General features: G+C 69.4%; 13 protein-coding genes. 10 read left to right on the plus strand and 3 right to left on the minus strand.

Going from position 1 to position 18,876, the window contains the following annotated elements; genetic code table 11:
• The first annotated feature begins 1 nt into the window (after position 1).
• From carB to FHR72_RS09540, 8 genes are all read left to right on the plus strand, one after another.
• Positions 2-3,340, plus strand: a complete 3,339-nt coding sequence (gene carB / locus FHR72_RS09505) for a carbamoyl-phosphate synthase large subunit (protein ID WP_183467677.1) — start codon at positions 2-4, stop codon at positions 3,338-3,340.
• Positions 3,337-4,212, plus strand: a complete 876-nt coding sequence (gene pyrF, locus FHR72_RS09510; RefSeq protein WP_311736102.1) for an orotidine-5'-phosphate decarboxylase — start codon at positions 3,337-3,339, stop codon at positions 4,210-4,212. Before carB ends, pyrF begins: the two co-directional genes overlap by 4 nt.
• A 427-nt stretch (positions 4,213-4,639) precedes the next feature.
• Entirely contained in the window at positions 4,640-4,957 is a 318-nt protein-coding gene (gene mihF, locus FHR72_RS09515) for an integration host factor, actinobacterial type (RefSeq protein ID WP_003932123.1), read from the plus strand.
• 10 nt (positions 4,958-4,967) lie between these two features.
• On the plus strand, positions 4,968-5,579 hold the full coding sequence (gene gmk, locus FHR72_RS09520) for a guanylate kinase (protein WP_183467678.1): 612 nt from the start codon (positions 4,968-4,970) through the stop codon (positions 5,577-5,579).
• A 30-nt stretch (positions 5,580-5,609) separates the two neighbouring features.
• Entirely contained in the window at positions 5,610-5,909 is a 300-nt protein-coding gene (rpoZ, locus tag FHR72_RS09525; RefSeq protein WP_183467679.1) for a DNA-directed RNA polymerase subunit omega, read from the plus strand.
• A 46-nt stretch (positions 5,910-5,955) separates the two neighbouring features.
• Positions 5,956-7,203 carry a bifunctional phosphopantothenoylcysteine decarboxylase/phosphopantothenate--cysteine ligase CoaBC gene (gene coaBC, locus FHR72_RS09530; RefSeq protein WP_183467680.1) on the plus strand — a complete coding sequence of 416 codons (1,248 nt, stop codon included), beginning with the start codon at positions 5,956-5,958 and terminating at the stop codon, positions 7,201-7,203.
• Between the two features lie 153 nt (positions 7,204-7,356).
• Entirely contained in the window at positions 7,357-8,565 is a 1,209-nt protein-coding gene (gene metK / locus FHR72_RS09535) for a methionine adenosyltransferase (protein ID WP_183467681.1), read from the plus strand.
• A gap of 156 nt (positions 8,566-8,721) precedes the next feature.
• Positions 8,722-10,401, plus strand: coding sequence for a DUF8728 domain-containing protein (locus FHR72_RS09540; RefSeq protein WP_183467682.1), 1,680 nt, complete (start codon positions 8,722-8,724; stop codon positions 10,399-10,401).
• Here FHR72_RS09540 and FHR72_RS09545 read toward each other — a convergent pair.
• Together FHR72_RS09545 and FHR72_RS09550 are read right to left on the minus strand one after the other, a co-directional pair.
• Complete coding sequence (locus FHR72_RS09545) at positions 10,398-11,888, minus strand: flavin-containing monooxygenase (RefSeq protein ID WP_183467683.1); 1,491 nt, start codon at positions 11,886-11,888, stop codon at positions 10,398-10,400. The two genes, FHR72_RS09540 and FHR72_RS09545, sit on opposite strands and share 4 nt — an antisense overlap.
• Positions 11,888-12,805 (minus strand): alpha/beta hydrolase, encoded by a 918-nt coding sequence (locus FHR72_RS09550; RefSeq protein WP_183467684.1) that lies wholly within the window; start codon positions 12,803-12,805, stop codon positions 11,888-11,890. Before FHR72_RS09550 ends, FHR72_RS09545 begins: the two co-directional genes overlap by 1 nt.
• A gap of 110 nt (positions 12,806-12,915) precedes the next feature.
• On the opposite strand from FHR72_RS09550, the gene FHR72_RS09555 reads away from it, so the two are divergent.
• On the plus strand, positions 12,916-13,782 hold the full coding sequence (locus FHR72_RS09555) for a sugar phosphate isomerase/epimerase family protein (RefSeq protein ID WP_183467685.1): 867 nt from the start codon (positions 12,916-12,918) through the stop codon (positions 13,780-13,782).
• Positions 13,779-14,762, plus strand: a complete 984-nt coding sequence (locus FHR72_RS09560) for an endonuclease/exonuclease/phosphatase family protein (RefSeq protein ID WP_311736103.1) — start codon at positions 13,779-13,781, stop codon at positions 14,760-14,762. Before FHR72_RS09555 ends, FHR72_RS09560 begins: the two co-directional genes overlap by 4 nt.
• On the opposite strand, the gene FHR72_RS09565 is transcribed toward FHR72_RS09560, so the two are convergent.
• Entirely contained in the window at positions 14,717-18,505 is a 3,789-nt protein-coding gene (locus FHR72_RS09565; RefSeq protein ID WP_183467687.1) for a lipopolysaccharide biosynthesis protein, read from the minus strand. The genes FHR72_RS09560 and FHR72_RS09565 overlap by 46 nt on opposite strands.
• Between the last annotated feature and the right edge of the window lie 371 nt (positions 18,506-18,876).

The following is an 18,876-nucleotide window of genomic DNA, read 5'->3' on the forward strand; positions in this document are numbered from 1 at the left end:
GATGCCGCGTCGCGCAGATCTCAACCACGTCCTGGTGATCGGGTCAGGCCCGATCCTGATCGGTCAGGCCGCCGAGTTCGACTACTCGGGCACCCAGGCCTGCCGGGTGCTGCGGGCCGAAGGCCTGCAGGTGACCCTGATCAACTCCAACCCGGCGACGATCATGACCGATCCGGAGTACGCCGACCACACCTATGTCGAGCCCATCACCGCCGATTTCGTCGAGAAGGTGATCGCCCAGCAGGCCGAGCGCGGCAACAAGATCGACGCGCTGCTGCCCACCCTCGGTGGCCAGACCGCGCTCAACACCGCGGTGAAGCTCTTCGAGAACGGCGCCCTCGACAGGTACGGCGTTGAGCTGATCGGCGCGAACTTCGACGCGATCCAGCGCGGTGAGGACCGGCAGAAGTTCAAGGACATCGTCACCAAGGTCGGTGGCGAGTCGGCCAAGTCCCGGGTCTGCTTCACGATGGACGAGGTGCGCGACACCGTCGCCGAACTCGGTCTTCCGGTCGTCGTGCGGCCGAGCTTCACGATGGGCGGCCTCGGCTCGGGTATGGCCTACTCGGCCGACGACGTCGAGCGGATGGCCGGCGACGGGCTGGCCGCCTCCCCGTCGGCGAACGTGCTGATCGAGGAATCCATCTACGGGTGGAAGGAATACGAGCTCGAGCTGATGCGCGACGGCCGCGACAACGTCGTGGTGGTGTGCTCGATCGAGAACTTCGACCCGATGGGTGTGCACACCGGCGACTCGGTGACCGTCGCGCCCGCGATGACGCTGACCGACCGCGAGTACCAGACCATGCGCACACTGGGCATCGACATCCTGCGCGAGGTCGGGGTGGACACCGGCGGCTGCAACATCCAGTTCGCGGTCAACCCGAAGGACGGCCGCCTCATCGTCATCGAGATGAACCCCCGGGTGTCGCGGTCCTCGGCGCTGGCGTCCAAGGCCACCGGATTCCCGATCGCCAAGATCGCGGCCAAGCTGGCCATCGGGTACACCCTCGACGAGATCGTCAACGACATCACCAAAGAGACCCCGGCGTGCTTCGAACCCACGCTGGACTACGTCGTGGTCAAGGCGCCGCGGTTCGCGTTCGAGAAGTTCCCCGGCGCCGACGCCACGCTGACCACCACGATGAAGTCGGTCGGCGAGGCGATGTCGTTGGGCCGCAACTTCATCGAGGCGCTCGGCAAGGTGATGCGCTCGCTGGAGACCGGCCGCGCCGGCTTCTGGACCGGACCCGACCCCGAGGGCGACGTCGCCGACGTGCTCACCCGGCTGCGCACCGCCACCGATGGACGGCTCTACGACATCGAATACGCGCTGCGCCTCGGCGCGACGGTCGAGGAGGTCGCCGAGGCCTCCGGGGTCGATCCGTGGTTCGTCGACCAGATCGGTGGACTCGTCGCGCTGCGTGCCGAGCTGATCGACGCCCCCGTGCTGGAGGGGGATCTGCTGCGCCGCAGCAAGCACCACGGACTCTCCGACCGCCAGATCGCCGCACTGCGACCCGAACTCGCCGGCGAGATGGGCGTGCGGGCGCTGCGGCAACGTCTGGGCATCCACCCCGTGTTCAAGACCGTCGACACCTGTGCCGCCGAGTTCGAGGCCAAGACGCCCTACCACTACAGCAGCTACGAGATGGACCCCGCGGCAGAGACCGAGGTGGCCCCGCAGACCGAACGGCCGAAGGTCCTCATTCTCGGCTCGGGCCCCAACCGCATCGGTCAGGGCATCGAGTTCGACTACAGCTGCGTGCATGCCGCGACCACGCTGAGTCAGGCCGGCTTCGAGACCGTGATGATCAACTGCAATCCCGAGACGGTCTCGACGGACTACGACACCGCCGACCGGCTGTACTTCGAACCGCTCACGTTCGAAGACGTCCTCGAGATCTACTTCGCCGAACAGGCCTCGGGCCACGGCGGACCCGGCGTGATCGGGGTCATCGTGCAGCTCGGCGGGCAGACCCCGCTGGGGCTGGCCGAGCGGCTGGAGAAGGCGGGTGTGCCGATCGTGGGCACCCCGCCGGAGGCGATCGACCTCGCCGAGGACCGCGGCGAGTTCGGAGAGGTGCTGCGCCGCGCCGGTCTGCCCGCACCGCGGTTCGGCATGGCTACCAGCTTCGACCAGGCCCGCCGGATCGCCGCCGAGATCGGCTACCCGGTGCTGGTGCGACCGTCCTACGTGCTGGGTGGGCGCGGAATGGAGATCGTCTACGACGAGGAGACGCTGGAGGGCTACATCACCAGGGCCACCCAGCTCTCGCCGGAGCACCCCGTCCTGGTCGACCGGTTCCTCGAAGACGCGATCGAGATCGACGTCGACGCGCTGTGCGACGGCACCGAGGTCTACATCGGCGGGGTGATGGAGCACATCGAGGAGGCCGGCATCCACTCCGGCGACTCGGCGTGCGCGCTACCCCCGGTCACTCTGGGCCGCAGTGACATCGAGGCCGTGCGGCGCGCGACCGAGGCCATCGCCTTCGGGATCGGCGTGATCGGTCTGCTCAACGTGCAGTACGCACTCAAGGACGACGTCCTCTATGTCCTGGAGGCCAACCCGCGTGCGAGCCGCACCGTGCCGTTCGTGTCCAAGGCGACCGCGGTCCCGCTGGCCAAGGCGTGCGCCCGGGTCATGCTGGGCGCGACCATCGCGCAGCTGCGCGAAGAGGGCGTGCTGGCCAGGACCGGCGACGGCGCCACCACGGCACGCAACGCACCGGTCGCGGTGAAGGAAGCCGTCCTTCCGTTCCATCGGTTCCGCAAGTCCGACGGGTCCCAGATCGACTCGCTGCTCGGCCCGGAGATGAAGTCGACCGGCGAGGTGATGGGTATCGCCCACGATTTCGGCAGCGCGTTCGCCAAGAGTCAGACCGCTGCCTACGGCTCGTTGCCCGCGCAGGGCACGGTGTTCGTGTCGGTGGCCAACAGGGACAAGCGCTCGATGGTGTTCCCGGTCAAGCGCCTCGCCGACCTCGGGTTCCGGGTGCTGGCCACCGAGGGCACTGCGGAGATGTTGCGGCGCAACGGAATTCCGTGTGAGGAGGTGCGCAAGCACTTCGAGGAGCCCACTGGGCCCAACCCGCTGCCGTCCGCGGTGGACGCGATCAAGGCCGGCGAGGTCGACATGGTGCTCAACACGCCGTACGGCAACTCCGGGCCCCGCATCGACGGTTACGAGATCCGCTCGGCCGCGGTGTCGATGAACATTCCGTGTGTGACGACGGTGCAGGGCGCGTCGGCCGCGGTGCAGGGCATCGAGGCGGGGATCCGCGGCGACATCGGCGTGATGTCGCTGCAGGAGCTGCACAGCGTGCTCGGTTCGTGACCGTGGGCGGCGGGTTCGGTGACCGCCTGTCGGCGGCTATGGCGCAGCGGGGCCCGCTGTGCCTGGGCATCGATCCCCATCCCGAACTGCTCGACCGCTGGGGGCTGACCGCGGACCCCGCTGGGCTGGCCCGCTTCAGCGAGATCTGCGTCACCGCGTTCGCCGGCTTCGCGGTGGTCAAGCCGCAGGTCGCCTTCTTCGAGGCCTACGGCTCGGCAGGCTTTGCGGTGCTGGAGCGCACCACCGAGGCCCTGAGGCGGGAGGGCGTGCTGGTGCTCGCCGACGCCAAGCGCGGCGACATCGGGTCCACGATGGCGGCCTACGCCGCCGCGTGGGCCGGTGAGTCGCCGCTGGCCGCCGACGCGGTGACGGCCTCGCCGTACCTGGGGTTCGGTTCGCTGCAGCCCCTGCTCGACACGGCCGCCCGGCACGGGCGCGGCGTCTTCGTGCTGGCGGCGACCTCGAACCCCGAGGGAGCCTCCGTGCAGCGCGCGACGGTCGACGGCCGCACCGTCGCCCAGACGATCGTCGACGCGGCCGCCGCGCTCAACGGTGCGGGCGGCTACGGCTCGGTCGGCTACGGCTCGGTGGGCTACGGCTCGGTGGGCTACGGCTCGGTGGGCGTTGTCGTCGGCGCCACCCTGTCCGATCCGCCCGATGTCAGCGCGCTGAACGGCCCTGTGCTCGTTCCGGGCGTGGGCGCGCAGGGCGGCCGTCCCGACGCGCTGGCGGGCCTCGGGGGCGCCGCAGCGGGTCAGCTGCTGCCCGCGGTGTCGCGGGAGGTGCTTCGCGCGGGACCGGACGTGGCCGCGCTGCGGGCCGCCGCCGAGCGGATGCGCGACGCGGTCGCCCACCTCGCCGAGGCCCCCTGAGCGGGCGTCCGCGCCACCGCGTCGACGCAGGTCGTACGCGGCGTCGTTACCGCGCCGATGCCGGTCTGCGACACGCCCGACACGCGATGACCAGCCGAAATTCTCAGGTCGTCGCGTTCCGGCGTTCGCGTCGCGACGTCGCGGCGGGGCCGGAGATTCGCCGTCGGCGTCGATTACGCGCAAATATCGGCGATACGCAGGCGCTTTGCCCGGATCGACGGTCGCTGGGGGGTCGCGACGCCCCGGGGGCCCGGCATCCTGCGGATCAGGCCACTGCGCGCTACACGCTGGGCTTTTGAGCCGACAAGGCGGGGGTGGGGTTAGCTTTCGTCAGCGTGCGTGGGTACGGTCGTCCACGCTGGCTGGTTCTGGTTCCGCCACTACCAGCCGAGACAAATCAGTTGATGGTGACGAGACGGAGGAACCCGTGGCCCTTCCCCAGTTGACCGACGAACAGCGCGCGGCAGCGTTGGAGAAGGCTGCTGCCGCACGTCGAGCACGAGCGGAGCTCAAAGACCGGCTCAAGCGCGGCGGCACCAACCTCAAGCAGGTCCTCAAGGACGCCGAGACCGATGAGGTCCTGGGCAAGATGAAGGTTTCCGCACTCCTGGAGGCCCTGCCCAAGGTCGGCAAGGTCAAGGCGCAGGAAATCATGACCGAGCTCGAGATCGCCCCCACCCGCCGGCTGCGCGGCCTGGGCGATCGTCAGCGCAAGGCCCTGCTGGAAAAGTTCGACTTCTCGTAAAGGGAGGTCGGTGAGCGAAGGCGGAGGGCCGGGCGACGCGTCCGGGGCTGCGGTCCTGGTGTTGTCCGGCCCGTCTGCCGTCGGTAAGTCCACCGTCGTGCGGTGCCTGCGGGAGCGGGTCCCCGACCTGCACTTCAGCGTCTCGGTGACCACCAGGGCCCCGCGTCCCGGCGAGGTCGACGGCGTGGACTACACGTTTGTCACGGCAGAGCAGTTCGAGCAGCTCATCGCCGACGGCGCCCTGCTCGAATGGGCTGAGATCCATGGCGGACTCCACCGCTCCGGCACACCTGCCGCCCCCGTGCGCGCCGCGACCGCGGCGGGCCGTCCGGTGTTGATCGAGGTCGATCTTGAAGGCGCCCGGGCGGTCAAAGCGGCCATGCCCGAAGCCACCACGGTCTTCCTGGCGCCGCCGAGCTGGGAGGCCCTGGAGAGCCGGCTGACCGGACGCGGCACCGAAACGCCCGAGGCGATGGCCCGGCGTCTGGAGACCGCGAAGGCCGAACTCGCCGCTCAGGGCGACTTCGACGAGGTGGTCGTCAACAGTCAATTGGAGTCTGCCTGCGCGGAATTGGTATCCTTGCTGGTGGCCCACGCGCCGGAGCGGCGCGATCAGCCCTAATTTTCAGATCTTTTTCAGGAGAACCTCTACGTGAGCAACCCGTTGACCCCGGTCGCCATCGATCCGTCCGCCGCCAGTGCGTATGACACGCCGCTGGGCATCACCAACCCGCCCATCGACGAGTTGCTGGACCGCGCTTCGAGCAAGTATGCGCTGGTCATCTACGCCGCCAAGCGCGCGCGTCAGATCAACGACTACTACAACCAGCTCGGTGACGGCATCCTCGAATACGTCGGTCCGCTGGTCGAGCCGGGCCTGCAGGAGAAGCCGCTGTCGATCGCGATGCGCGAGATCCACGGCGACCTCCTCGAGCACACCGAGGGCGAGTAGCGGGCTGAGGGGCGGCGATGAGCCCTCGGGCGGGGAGCAGACACCGGTGAGTGCCAAGCGGATCATCGTCGGTGTCGCCGGTGGCATCGCCGCGTACAAGGCGGCGACCGTCGTCCGCCAGCTCACCGAGGCCGGGCACTCGGTGCGGGTCGTGCCCACCGAGTCCGCCCTGAAGTTCGTCGGCGCCGCGACGTTCGAGGCGCTGTCCGGAAACCCGGTGTCCACCGGTGTCTTCGAAGACGTCCACGAGGTACCCCACGTCCGCATCGGTCAGGCCGCCGACCTCGTCGTGGTCGCGCCCGCGACCGCCGACCTGCTTGCTCGCGCCGCGAGCGGGCGCGCGGACGATCTGCTGACCGCGACGCTGCTGACCGCCCGGTGCCCGGTGCTCTACGCGCCGGCCATGCACACCGAGATGTGGCTGCACCCGGCGACCGTGGACAACGTCGCGACGCTACGTCGCCGGGGTTGCGTCGTGATGGAACCCGCGTCGGGCCGCCTGACCGGTGCCGACACCGGGCCCGGTCGGCTGCCGGAAGCCGAAGAGATCACGACGCTGGCCCAGCTTCTCCTCGCGCGCAGCGACGCGCTTCCGTACGACTTCGCCGGGGTCAAGGTGCTCGTCACCGCCGGCGGCACCCGCGAACCCATCGACCCGGTCCGGTTCATCGGCAACCGCAGCTCGGGCAAGCAGGGGTACGCCATGGCGCGCGTCCTCGCCCAGCGTGGCGCCGACGTGACCCTCGTCGCCGGCAACACCGCCGGTCTCATCGATCCCGCCGGCGTGCACGTGACCCATGTGGGGTCGGCCGCCCAGCTGCGCGACGCCGTGTCCAAGCATGCACCCGAGGCCAACGTCCTCGTGATGGCCGCCGCGGTCGCAGACTTCCGGCCGGCGCATCCGGCCACGAGCAAGATCAAGAAGGGGCCCGACGCCACGACCGACCCCGCCATCGAGCTCGTCCGCAACGACGACGTGCTGGCCGGCGCGGTGCGGTCCCGGCAGGACGGCCAGCTGCCGAACATGCAGGCCATCGTCGGGTTTGCCGCCGAGACGGGGGACGCCAACGGCGACGTGCTGTTCCACGCCCGGGCCAAGCTGAAGCGCAAGGGCTGCGATTTGCTCGTCGTCAACGCCGTGGGGGAGAACCGCGCGTTCGAAGTCGACCACAACGACGGCTGGCTGTTGTCGGCCGATGGAACGGAGTCGGCACTGGAGCACGGGTCGAAGACGGTGATCGCGAGCCGTATTGTGGACGCGATCGCCGGGTTCCTGCATTCCGGTGCGAGGTAATCGCGAACAACAGACGTCAGCGTGCGCGTAAGGGTTGCGCGCCGCGGGGGGACACGCTTGGGTGCTTAGGGCGCCGGAGTCGCGTGCTTTCGTGACAGGTATAAGTTGACAGACTAACTATCTCAGGCGTGCTTGAGTAGAAAGGGATCGGACGTGAGTGAAGCTCGGCTGTTTACCAGTGAGTCGGTGACCGAAGGGCACCCCGACAAGATCTGTGACGCCATCAGCGACTCGGTGCTCGACGCACTGCTCGCCGACGACCCGAAGTCGCGCGTCGCGGTGGAGACGCTGGTCACGACGGGCCAGGTCCACGTCGTCGGTGAGGTGACGACGACCGCGAAGACGGCGTTCGCGGACATCACCAACACGGTGCGCGAGCGGATCCTGGAGATCGGCTACGACCACTCCGACAAGGGCTTCGACGGTCTCACCTGTGGTGTGAACATCGGTATCGGCGCACAGTCGCCCGACATCGCCCAGGGTGTGGACACGGCGCACGAAACCCGTGTCGAAGGTGCCGGAGACCCGCTGGACTCGCAGGGTGCCGGCGACCAGGGGCTGATGTTCGGCTACGCGATCGCCGACACCCCTGAGCTGATGCCGCTGCCGATCGCGCTGGCGCACCGCTTGTCGCGCAAGCTGACCGAGGTCCGCAAGAACGGAACGCTCGACTACCTGCGTCCCGACGGCAAGACCCAGGTGACCGTGCAGTACGACGGCACCACCCCGGTGCGCCTCGACACCGTCGTGCTCTCGACCCAGCACGCCGACGGCATCGACCTCGACGACCAGCTCACGCCGGAGATCACCGAGCACGTCATCCAGACCGTGCTCACCGAGCTGGGTCACGAGACGCTCGACACCTCGGCCCCGCGCATCCTGGTCAACCCGACGGGCAAGTTCGTGCTCGGTGGCCCGATGGGCGACGCCGGTCTGACCGGCCGCAAGATCATCGTCGACACCTACGGCGGCTGGGCCCGTCACGGTGGCGGCGCCTTCTCCGGCAAGGATCCGTCGAAGGTGGACCGCTCCGCGGCGTACGCGATGCGCTGGGTGGCCAAGAACGTCGTCGCCGCCGGCCTGGCCGAGCGGGTCGAGGTCCAGGTCGCCTACGCGATCGGCAAGGCCGCCCCGGTCGGCCTGTTCGTCGAGACCTTCGGTTCCGAGACGGTCGACCCGGTCAAGATCGAGAAGGCCATCGGCGAGGTCTTCGATCTGCGCCCCGGCGCGATCATCCGCGACCTCGACCTGCTGCGCCCGATCTACGCCCCGACCGCCGCGTACGGCCACTTCGGCCGCACCGACATCGAGCTGCCGTGGGAGCAGCTCAACAAGGTCGACGACCTGAAGTCCGCGGTCTAGACCCCGCCGTCGAAAGCCCCGCGTCCGCCACGGGCGCGGGGTTTTTCGCGCCGGCCCGCGGGACGGAGGTCTCCGCCGCGGCCGCCGCTGCGCTATAGTCCAGGAAACCTTTTCCGGACGCGTACATGCGGCATGAGCTGTGAGATGTTGGTGGGGATGAGCAGCGAGCAAACAGTGGTCGAGCGTCCGGATCTGAACGGCGTGCAGCGACGGACCTCGGTGTGGGCCCCCGTTGCGGCGATCGGGACCCCCACTCTCCTGGTGGGACTGCATGCGCTCGTCTACGGCGGGTGGATCATCGACGATGCCGCCATCACCTTCGCCTACGTGCGCTCGGTGGCCACGGGTCTCGGACCGGTGCTGCAGCCCGGTGCCGATCCGGTCGAGGGATACTCGAACCCGGCGTGGCTGGCTCTGCTGGTGGTCGGCCACATGATGCGGCTGTTCGACCACGGGACGCTCTTCGGCGTCCCCGACCAGGTGATGTTCCCGAAGCTCCTGGCGCTGATCTGCTGCGCCGTGCTCTATGCCGCGTACTACCGCGTGGCGAAGGCGCTGACCCGCAGTCCGGTCACTGTGACGATTGTCGCGGGTGCGATCACTGCCGCCATCCCGTCGTTCGTCATCTGGTGTTTCTCGGGTCTGGAGAACTCGCTGCTGGCCGCGGCCGTCGGCTGGCTGGCGGCAAGCATCGCGACCGCGGCGCACCACAACAGGCTGCTGAACACCCGTACCGCGCTGCTGTGCGGGGCCCTTGCGGCGGTCGCGGGGCTGACCCGTCCCGACGGGATGATCTATCTGCTGGCCTACCCTCTGGCCGTGCTGCTGCTGACTCGGGCCGGCCTCGGCGACAAGCTGCGCAGTGCCGGCATCGGCACCGCGGCGTTCGCGGTGCCCCTCGGTGCCCTGTTGCTGTGGCGCTACGCGACTTTCGGCGAACTGGTGCCCAACACCGCCATCGCGAAATCGCAGGGTCTGCCCGATCTGATCGGTCTGGCAAGGCCTTTCGAGCTCATCCTGTTCACCGGGGTGGCGCCCGCAGTGCTCGGAACGGTGTTCGTCGTCCTCGTGCTTCGGCGCAAGACCGGCGACGCCTCGGGCCTCAAGGCGCTACTTCTCGTCTTCGCCCTGGCAGCCGTGGCGTTCGCGATCCTCGAAGGTGACTGGATGGGCCAGCGCCGGTTCGCCACTCCCATCTGGGCGACGGGGGCGCTCATGATCGCGGTGGCCGGGGCTCAGCTCGTCGCGGGCGCCGAGGCCCGCGAACGTCGGCGGGTGTGGGCCTCCTGCGCCCTCGGCACGCTGATCGCCGCACCCGTTCTCGCCCACTCCGCGTGGACATTTCGCGCCGACCCGACCGTGCCGATGTGTGCTGTCGCGAGCTACGCCGGGTGGACGGTCAACGACTATGCCGCCGCCCTTCGCCTCGACGACGCGACGGTCGCCACGCCGGACATCGGGGGCACCGCGCTGGTCAGCGATCTGCGCATCATCGATCTCGGGGGGCTGGCGGATGCGCAACTGGCGCAGCGCTGGTCGCAGGACGACGCGGCGGGACTGCGTGATGACGTCTTCGCGGCGCGCCCCGAGTTCATCGAGACCCACCACGAGTGGTCGGACACCACCGGCCTCGTCGATGACCCGAGGCTGGCCACCGACTACGTCGAGATCCACCGCACATCGCGCACCGACGGCCTGTGGGTGCGCCGCGATCTGGCTGCCGCGCTGACTGCGTCCGGTGCCCTGCCGACGTCCCCGAAAGCGTTGCCGCTCAGGTCCGATGACCCCTACCAGCTGGTCGATCCGCTCGCATCCTGCGGTGAGCTCCGGCCCTAGGAGGCGAACTCGTAGTCGTCGATCGGGAACCGGCGGCTGCGCCAGAACGCCTCCACGGTGCTGGCCGGGCGCAGCGGCACGTCGCCGTGCTGATCGAAGTAGTAGCTGTTGGACAGGCGACAGCTGTCCTGCCAGAAGATCTGCCGGTGTCGCTTGCGCATCATCTCGGCGAAGTAGCGATCGTTGGCTTCCCGGCGCACCTCGACCCGGGTGGCGCCCCGGCGCTTCGCGGCGTCCAGGCACCGCACGATGTGCCCGGTCTGCGCCTCGATCAACGCGAAGTACGACGAGCCGACGTACCCGTACGGGCCGAAGACCGTGAAGAAGTTCGGGAAGCCCGGAATGCTGACACCTTCGTAGGCCTGCAACCGGTTCTCGTTCCAGAACTGGGACAGGGAGCGGCCTTTCGGGCCCGTCACGGGAAACGTCGGAACATTGTCGGTGTCCAGCACCTTGAAGCCGGTCGCGAGGATCAGCACATCGACGTCGCGCAGCGAACCGTCGGTGGTGGCCACCCCGGTGTCGGTGATCTTCTCGATGGGTTCGGTCACCAGGTCGACGTTGTCGCGGTTGAACGTCGACAGATAGGTGTTGTGGAAGCCCGGGCGCTTGCATCCGACGGCGTAGCGCGGGGTCAGCTTGTCGCGCGTCACCGGATCCTCGACCTGTCTGCGCAGATATGCCTCGCCGAGTGCTCCCATCCGCTTGGCCATCGGGTTCACCGTGAAGTACTGGGCCGCCAGCGGGAAGGTGAGTTCCACGTAGGCCTGGCTGAGAAAACGTTGCAGCGTCTGGCCGAACGGCAGCCGCATCATCGTTCTGGCCGTCTTCGACAGGGGCACATCGAATTTCGGGAAGCACCAGATCGGGGTGCGCTGGAACACGGTGAGCTGCGCGACGATCGGGGCGATCTCCGGGATCACCTGCACTGCCGAGGCGCCCGTGCCGATGACGGCGACACGCTTGCCGCTCAGATCCTGCGTGTGGTCCCACCGCGCGGTGTGCATGGTGATGCCGCCGAAGGTGTCGACCCCTGCGATGTCGGGTGACTTCGGGACCGTCAGCACGCCGCTGGCATTGATCAGATAGCGTGCGGTCAGCGTGCGGACCGCACCGTTCGATTCCAGGGTGAGGGTCCAGATGCCCTCGGTGTCATCGAATTCCGCGCCGTTCACCATCGTGTCGAATCGGATCCGCGGTCGCAGACCGTATCTGTCGACGCAGCGCGCCGCATAGGCAGCCAGTTCGTGGCCCGGTGCGTAGGTGCGTGACCATTCGGTGCTCTGCTCGAAGGAGAACTGGTAGGAGAAGGACGGGATGTCGACCGCGATGCCCGGATAGGTGTTCCAGTACCAGGTGCCGCCGGGCTCCGAGCCCGCCTCGATGATCAGGTAGTCGGACATGCCGGCGCGGTCGAGCCTGATCGCCGTGCCGATCCCGGAGAACCCGGCACCGACGATCACCGTCTCGTGGTGGGGCGTCGACATCAGCCCAGCGCTTCGCGCAGCGCGGCCAGGCCGCGGTCGGTGGCCTCGGTGGCTGCCGGCACGATGCCTGCGTAGCCGAGATATCCGTGAACCAGCGTCTCGGCGTTGTGGACTTGGACGGAGACCCCGGCCGCCGTCAGCAGCTCCGCATAGCGCATCCCGTCGTCGCGCAGCGGATCGTGACCGGCCACCGCGATGTAGGCCGGCGGCAGGCCCGACAGGTCGCCGCGGGCGGGGATCAACGTCGCGGGCGGCGCCGACAGGTCCAGGTCGCCGACGTACCAGCGGCTGAAACCCTTGCAGGACGCCAGATCCAGGATGGGGGCGTGGGCGTTCTCGTTGAAGGACGGCAGGGACGTGTCGAAGGTCGTGGACGGGTACCACAGGAGCTGGAACCGCACCGGAATGCCCGCGTCGCGGGCCAGTTGCGCCATGACCGCGGCCAGGTTGCCACCTGCCGAATCGCCGGCCACGGCAAGCCTGCCCGGGTCGGCCCCCAGGTCGGCGGCATGGGCCGCGACCCACTGCGTCGCGGCCCAGACGTCGTCGACGGCGGCGGGGAACGGGTGCTCGGGGGCGAGTCGGTAGTCGACCGACACGACCACCGCATGGGCGCCGGCCGCGTGCATGCGGGCCTGGCCGTCGTAGGTGTCGAGGTCGCCGACGGTCCAGCCGCCGCCGTGGATGAACACCACCACGGGCAGGACGGCGTCCTCGGACGGTGGACGGTAGATGCGCACGGCGATCGGCCCTGCGGGGCCGTCGATGCTGCGGTCGTGGGCCTGCACCTCCGGAAGTACCGGACTGCGTGGGAGATCGGCGAAGCGTCGGCGTGCGGGCTCGGGTCCACCGTCGGTCGTCAGCTGGAACGGGACGACCTCGAGAACCTTCTGCAGGACGGGATCAAGGGCTGCCATGTGAACACCGTACGCACCTGCCCACGTGCCGCCCGGGCGGACGGACGTAGCCCCCTGGGAATCGCGGATCTGGCTGACAATGAGGGCACCCTAAGAAATGAGGAGTGCGCGTGAGATTCTCGTCCGGCCGGCCGCTGCCTGACCCCGGCCCGGCCCGACCCATCGCGCTCGCCCCGTTGACAGTGCTGGAGCTCAGCCCGCCTGAGCTCGTCGCGTGTGCTGCCGGGGCGGGCTTCGATGCGGTCGGCCTGCGGCTGATCCGCGCCACCGCCCAGGAGCCGCTGCGCCCGACGCTCGGGCAGACACCGATGATCCGGGAGACGCGGCTGCGTCTCGACGACACCGGAGTGGCCCTGCTCGACATCGAAGTGCTGCGGCTGCGTCCCGAGACCGTCGTGCGGGACGACTTCGGTGCGTTCCTGGAGACCGGCGCCTACCTGGGCGCCCGGCACGTCCTGGTCACCGGCAACGACCCCGACCACGGCAGGCTCGCCGACAACCTGGGCGAGCTCGCGGGCTTCGCGGGCGAATTCGCGATGTCGGTGCACCTCGAGCCGATGCCGTGGACGGATGTCCGCGATCTCGCCGAGGCCGCCCTCATCGTGCGGGGCAGCGCAACCGCCGGGACCGGGCTGCTGGTCGACGCGCTGCACTACGACCGCTCGCTGTGCACCCCGGAGGATCTGCGGATGCTGCCGGCCGACTGGACCCGGTACGTGCAGATCTGCGATGCCGTGCTGCCGCGCCCGACGTCGATCGACGAGTTGCGGCGTCAGGGCCGGACCGCGCGGCTGTACCCCGGAGAGGGTGACATCGACCTCGTGTCGATGCTGCGGGCCCTGCCGACGGTGCCGGTGAGCGTCGAGGCCCCGGTCGAATGGAACGCCCCCGCTCCGGTGCGGGCCCGCGCCGCGCTGCGCGCGGCACGCAGGGTGGTGGCACGCGCGGACGCCGATCGGCCACAATTGTCGGCGTGACCGCTGGGCCGACGCTTCGCACGGTCTGCGGAGTTGTCGGCACCTGTTCGGCTGCCGCGGCCGCGCTCGGTGTGGCCGCGCACTTCGCCGGGCCGGTCAGTACGACAGTCGCGTTGACGGCGTCCTTTACCCCGCTGTTCGTCATCCTGGCCGGTGTCTCGGCAGTCCTGCTCGTCGCCGCGCGGTGGCGTCGCGCCGCGATCGCCGTGCTGGTCGTCGTCCTCGTCGGTGTCGGTTCGCAACTGCCACTGTTCATCGGTGAGAGTCCGGAAAGTGGTGTCGCACCGACGATCACGGTTCTGCAGGCCAACATCCGGCTCGGAGAGGCCGATCCGCACGCACTGGTGGATCTGGTCCGCGGCGGCGGCGTCGAGGTGCTCACCGTCTCGGAGTTGACCGAGCCCGCCGTCGCGAAGCTCGCCGCCGCCGGGGTCGGGCGGGCGCTGCCGTTCTCCTACCTCTACCCCCGGCGCGGTGGCGGCGGGGCGGGCATCTACTCGCGCCATCCGCTCACCGACACCCGTGAGCTTCCCGGGCTGCAACACACCAACCTGCGCGCCTCCCTTCGCGTCCCGGGCGCGGCACCGGTCGCGGTGTACGCACTGCACCCGCTGCCGCCCTACCCGGAACCGTCCTGGCGGTGGGCCCTCGAACTCGAACGCATCGGGGCCGTCCTGGCCGCCGAACCGCAGCCGATCGTGGTCGGCGCCGACGTCAACTCGACCTACGACCATCAGCGCTACCGGGCCCTGCTGCGTGAAAGCACGCGGGACGGGGAAGATCTCGTCGACGCGGCGGAACACCTGGGGGCGGGCATCGTCGCGACCTATCCGGCCGACCGCTGGTTTCCCGCAGTGCTGGCGATCGACAAGATCCTGGCCCGGGGCGCCGTACCCGTGAGCCTGCGACGGGTCGAACTACCCGGATCGGACCATCACGGGGTGATGGGGGAGGTGCGGCTGCCGCCGGCCCCGTCCTGACCGTCGAGCTCGCCGATCAGTTCGGCGACACGGCCGACGTGGGGTTCGCGCACCACGGAATCGTGGTCGCAGTGGATGCGCACCACCGTCAGGTCACCGGTCAGCAGTTGCGCCCAGACCCGGTCGTCGTCGAGGTTGAAGCTGCTGAGCACCAACAGTGTTCGCCCGGCGTAGGGCTTGGGGCGGTGCAGTCTGCCGACCCGCACGCCGACCTCGCGCAACGCGATCACCTTCTGGTCCGCCGGGCCGTCGACGATGCCCGCCAGCGGCAACCACATCCGGTGTCGCCACAGCACCGAGCGGTCCGCGGGTTTCTGCTCGAGCAGCGTGGACCGTATTCCCGGCAGATGCCGTTCGGCTGCCTGGACCGTCCGGGGCGGCAGGAACGGGTCGAGCATCGTGACCGACTCGACGTGGCGGCCCAGCGCCCGCAGCCGGTTGGCGACGTCGACGGCGATGAAGGCACCGAGGGAATGACCGACGAGTCGGTAAGGGCCTTCCGGTTGCAGCGCAAGCAGATCCGCGAGGTGGCGGCGTGCCGCCCGCCCCACGGTCCAGTCCGGGAATGCCCGGTTCTCCAGACCCTGGGCCTGGAACGCGACGACGGCTGTGCTGTCACCGACGCGATCGGCCAGCGGCGCGAACGTCAGCGCCGACGCACCGGCGCCGGCAAAGCAGAACAGTATGCCCCGCGTGGATTCCGACGCCGCCCGCAGGACGACCGTCGTCGGGGCCGGCCGCCGTCCGGGCGAGGCCGGGGCTCCGGCGCGGCGCGCCTCGACCGCCTCGGCGAACTGGGCCACCGTCGGGGCTCCCGCCAGGTCGGAGGTGGCCAGTTGCACCCCGTAGCGGGTGCCGACGGCGGCGATCATCTGCTGGACGTTGAGTGAATCTCCGCCCAGGGCATAGAAGTTCTCGTCCCGTCCGACCGTGTCCAGCCGCAGGGCGTCGGCCCAGGCAGCTGCGAGCTCGGACTCGAGACCGGCCCGTGGGGGCACGATGGGTCCGCGAACGGGGGCGGGCAGTGCCTGACGGTCGACCTTGCCGCGCTCGTTGCGCGGTAGGGACTGCAGCATCACGACATGCGTGGGAACCATCCAGGCGGGCAGTCGGGTGTGCAGTTGGGCGCGCACGTCGGCGACAGCAGGCGTCCGCATCCCCGGAGTCGGTGCGACATACGCTGTCAGCGTGGGTGTCTCGGCGGCCTGGTCGGCGACGACGAGCGCTTCCCTGATCCCGGTGCACTCCAGCAGGGCGGCCTCGACTTCGGCGGGTTCGACGAGGTAACCGCGGATCTTGACGGCGACATCCGTCCGGCCGAGCACCATCAGGACACCGTCGTCGGTGAGGCGGGCGCGGTCGTTGGTCACGAAGGTGCGGCTGCCATCGGGGTTCGCGGTGAACGTGGTGGTGGCGAGTTCGGGTTTGAGGTAGCCGGCCGCGAGGTAGGGGGAGGTCACCGTCAACCGGCCGTCGTCGTCGACGGCCAGGGTCTTGTGCGGGACGGCCACACCGGCCGGGACGACGCCGCGGGGGATCTCGTCTTCGGGCCACATGTCGAAGTGCGCGATGCCCAGCGTCTCCGACGACCCCGCCCAGTTGGTGAGCACCGCATTCGGGGCGAATACACGCGCTGCCCGGATCACGCTGCCGTACAAGGGTTCTCCAGTGGTGACGATGCGCTGGACGCCGTGCAGAACCCGGCCTCCCGCGGCGTCGGTCACCGAGTGCAGGAACGACGGCGTGCACATCACGATGTCGCAGTCCCGCAACCGGTCCAGCGCCGCCTCGGGCGTGCAGGTGCGGGGGTCGATCGCGACCACCTCGGCGCCCGAGAGCAGCGCTCCGACCAGGACGTTGAGGCCGGCGGCGAAGCTGACCGGCATGCACAGCGCGACGCGGCGGCCGTCGACGATGCCGAACCTGTCCCGGTGCAGGATCCAGTCGCTGAGCCAGGTGCCGTGGACGTGGAGCACGGCCTTGGGTTCGCCCGACGACCCCGAGGTGAACTGGATGCTCGTCACCGACTGCAGACCGAGATCGGGTCTTGCGACCGGACGTGCCACCGTGTCGACGGGACGGTGTGTCGCCCACACCGTGTGGGTCCCGGCGAGACCGGCGACGACAGGCGCCCGTATCTCGTCGGCCACCACGGTCTGCAGACGGTAGCCCTGCTCGGCGAGGGCGTCGACGATGTGGACCATGCGGTCGTGCGGCAGGCCGGTGTCCAGGGGGACCAGCGGCGCGCCCGCGGCGAAGCTCCCGAGGACGACCGCGGCGGTGGCGGGTTCGAGGTCGGCGACGAGGGCCACCGCAGACCCGGGCTCGGCCCTGCCCGCGAGCTCGGCGGACCATCCGTTCGCGGCGGCGTGCAACGCGCCGTAGGTGATCGAGCCCCGATCGGTGTGCAGCGCGATGCAGTCGGCCTTCTCGGTCGCGACTTCCTCGAAACGTTCGGTGACGGTGCGGTATTCGATCGGTGCCGTCCGGGACAGATCCGGCCGAGGCGGGTCAGGACGCGGCGGCGGGCTCGTCGCGTCGAGCGCGTGGCCGCGGGGCGTGGCCGCCACCTTGCGCAGAAGAATCGCCGTCGGGACGGCCACCACCGCGGTGTTCAGGAGCTCGGCGGCGAGGTAGGTGTAGCCGACGGCGTTGATGCCGTAGAGGTGCGTGGTGAGGGTGACACCGCTGACCACCACGACACCCAGCAGGATCTGCGCGGCGACGGCCAGACGCAGCCGGCGCTGCAGGCGCGCGAGAGCCGTGTAGATCGTCATCAGCGCCACCGACGGCAGGGTGAGCGCCATGATGCGGATCAGCCCGGTCCCGTGCTCGGCGTAGTGCGGACCCAGGATGCCCAGGATCAGCGGGGCGGTGACGAGCAGGGCGACACACCCCAGGACCGCCGCGCCGCCACACAGCGCCACGAATCGGACCGTGCACGAACGCAGGTCCGCGCCGGGGGTCGAGGCGGTGGCGATGAACGGCGCGGCGGTGGCGCCGATGAGGACACCGAGGGTGTTCACGACGAGCCAGCACATGGAGAAGTACGCGTTCATCTCGGTGCCCAGCTGAGCCACGACGATCAACGGCACCAGCAGTGGCACGGTCACCCCGACCGCGTTGATCGCGTAGGAGCTCGCGAAGAACTCGAAGAGCTCGCGGCGCGGCGGTAACACCGCAGGCCCGGTCCTGGTGGCGGTCTCGCGGCGGATCACCACGATGGCGATGACCGCGGTGATGACGGCGGCCGGCAGCACCCAGGACCACACGATGGCTGCACCGGAGGCCACGGGGATCAGCGCCGCGACCACGACGAGCTTGGCGGTCGACTGTCCGATGTTCTTGGTGGCGATCGTCCGGGCGCGGGCGAGCCCGATCAGTATCGGGTCCTGCAGTGCGTAGATGGCGAGCACGGCCACGAAGGCGGGGAACAGCAGGGCCTCGGGCCGGCTCGGGAAGAGCTGCTCGCGCGGGCCCACGACCACGAACACGGTGCCGAAGACCAGTGCCGTGCCCGCGACCAGGGTGATCCCTTGCCGCACAACGCGTGGGGTCTGCGATCCGGCCAGCGGCAGGAACCGTTCGTAGAGGCTGCCGAGACTGAAATTGGCGAGAATGGCGATCAGGGTCGCCGAGGAAATGATCGCCGAGGCACGACCGACTTCGGCCGTGTCATATCCCCGAGCGGCGACGGTCCAGAAGACGAAACCCAACACCCCGGTCGCGGCGCTGGATGTCATTACCGCCGCGATATCAATTCCGAGCGCATTGCGCGGCAGTCTGCGGCGATGCCGTGGCGGGGACACCGGGGCCCCTGTGGCTGCCGTCGTTGCTGAAATTGCAGTCTCGGTGTCGTTTTCGGTTCCGGCACGCATTGTGTCAACCGTTGCACCAGGTGCCACCGACTGCGCACCCCTTACGGGGCGATCGGTGGGGCCAAAGGTGCCTGAGGGCAGCATGCAGTGGTTCCTAGGTGCGTGAAGTCGATGCTTCCGGCACGCGAGGCATGCGCGGACGGGTCAGCAGAGGACCCTGAGAACCTGATCCTAACGGTGCGGAATGCTACTTAGGGTATCCAAACATGTGATGATGGTCATAGGCCTCGCTGTGA

It is taken from the genome of Mycolicibacterium iranicum (assembly GCF_014190915.1).
GTDB classification, from domain to species: domain Bacteria; phylum Actinomycetota; class Actinomycetes; order Mycobacteriales; family Mycobacteriaceae; genus Mycobacterium; species Mycobacterium iranicum_B.

Excerpts from the sequence above, each read along its gene's own strand:
- carB (WP_183467677.1), top strand. The coding sequence starts at position 2 with ATGCCGCGTCGCGCAGATCTCAACCACGTCCTGGTGATCGGGTCAGGC.
- FHR72_RS09540 (WP_183467682.1), top strand. The coding sequence starts at position 8,722 with ATGAGCAGCGAGCAAACAGTGGTCGAGCGTCCGGATCTGAACGGCGTG.
- FHR72_RS09545 (WP_183467683.1), bottom strand. The coding sequence starts at position 11,888 with ATGTCGACGCCCCACCACGAGACGGTGATCGTCGGTGCCGGGTTCTCC.
- FHR72_RS09565 (WP_183467687.1), bottom strand. The coding sequence starts at position 18,505 with ATGACATCCAGCGCCGCGACCGGGGTGTTGGGTTTCGTCTTCTGGACC.
- FHR72_RS09550 (WP_183467684.1), bottom strand. The coding sequence starts at position 12,805 with ATGGCAGCCCTTGATCCCGTCCTGCAGAAGGTTCTCGAGGTCGTCCCG.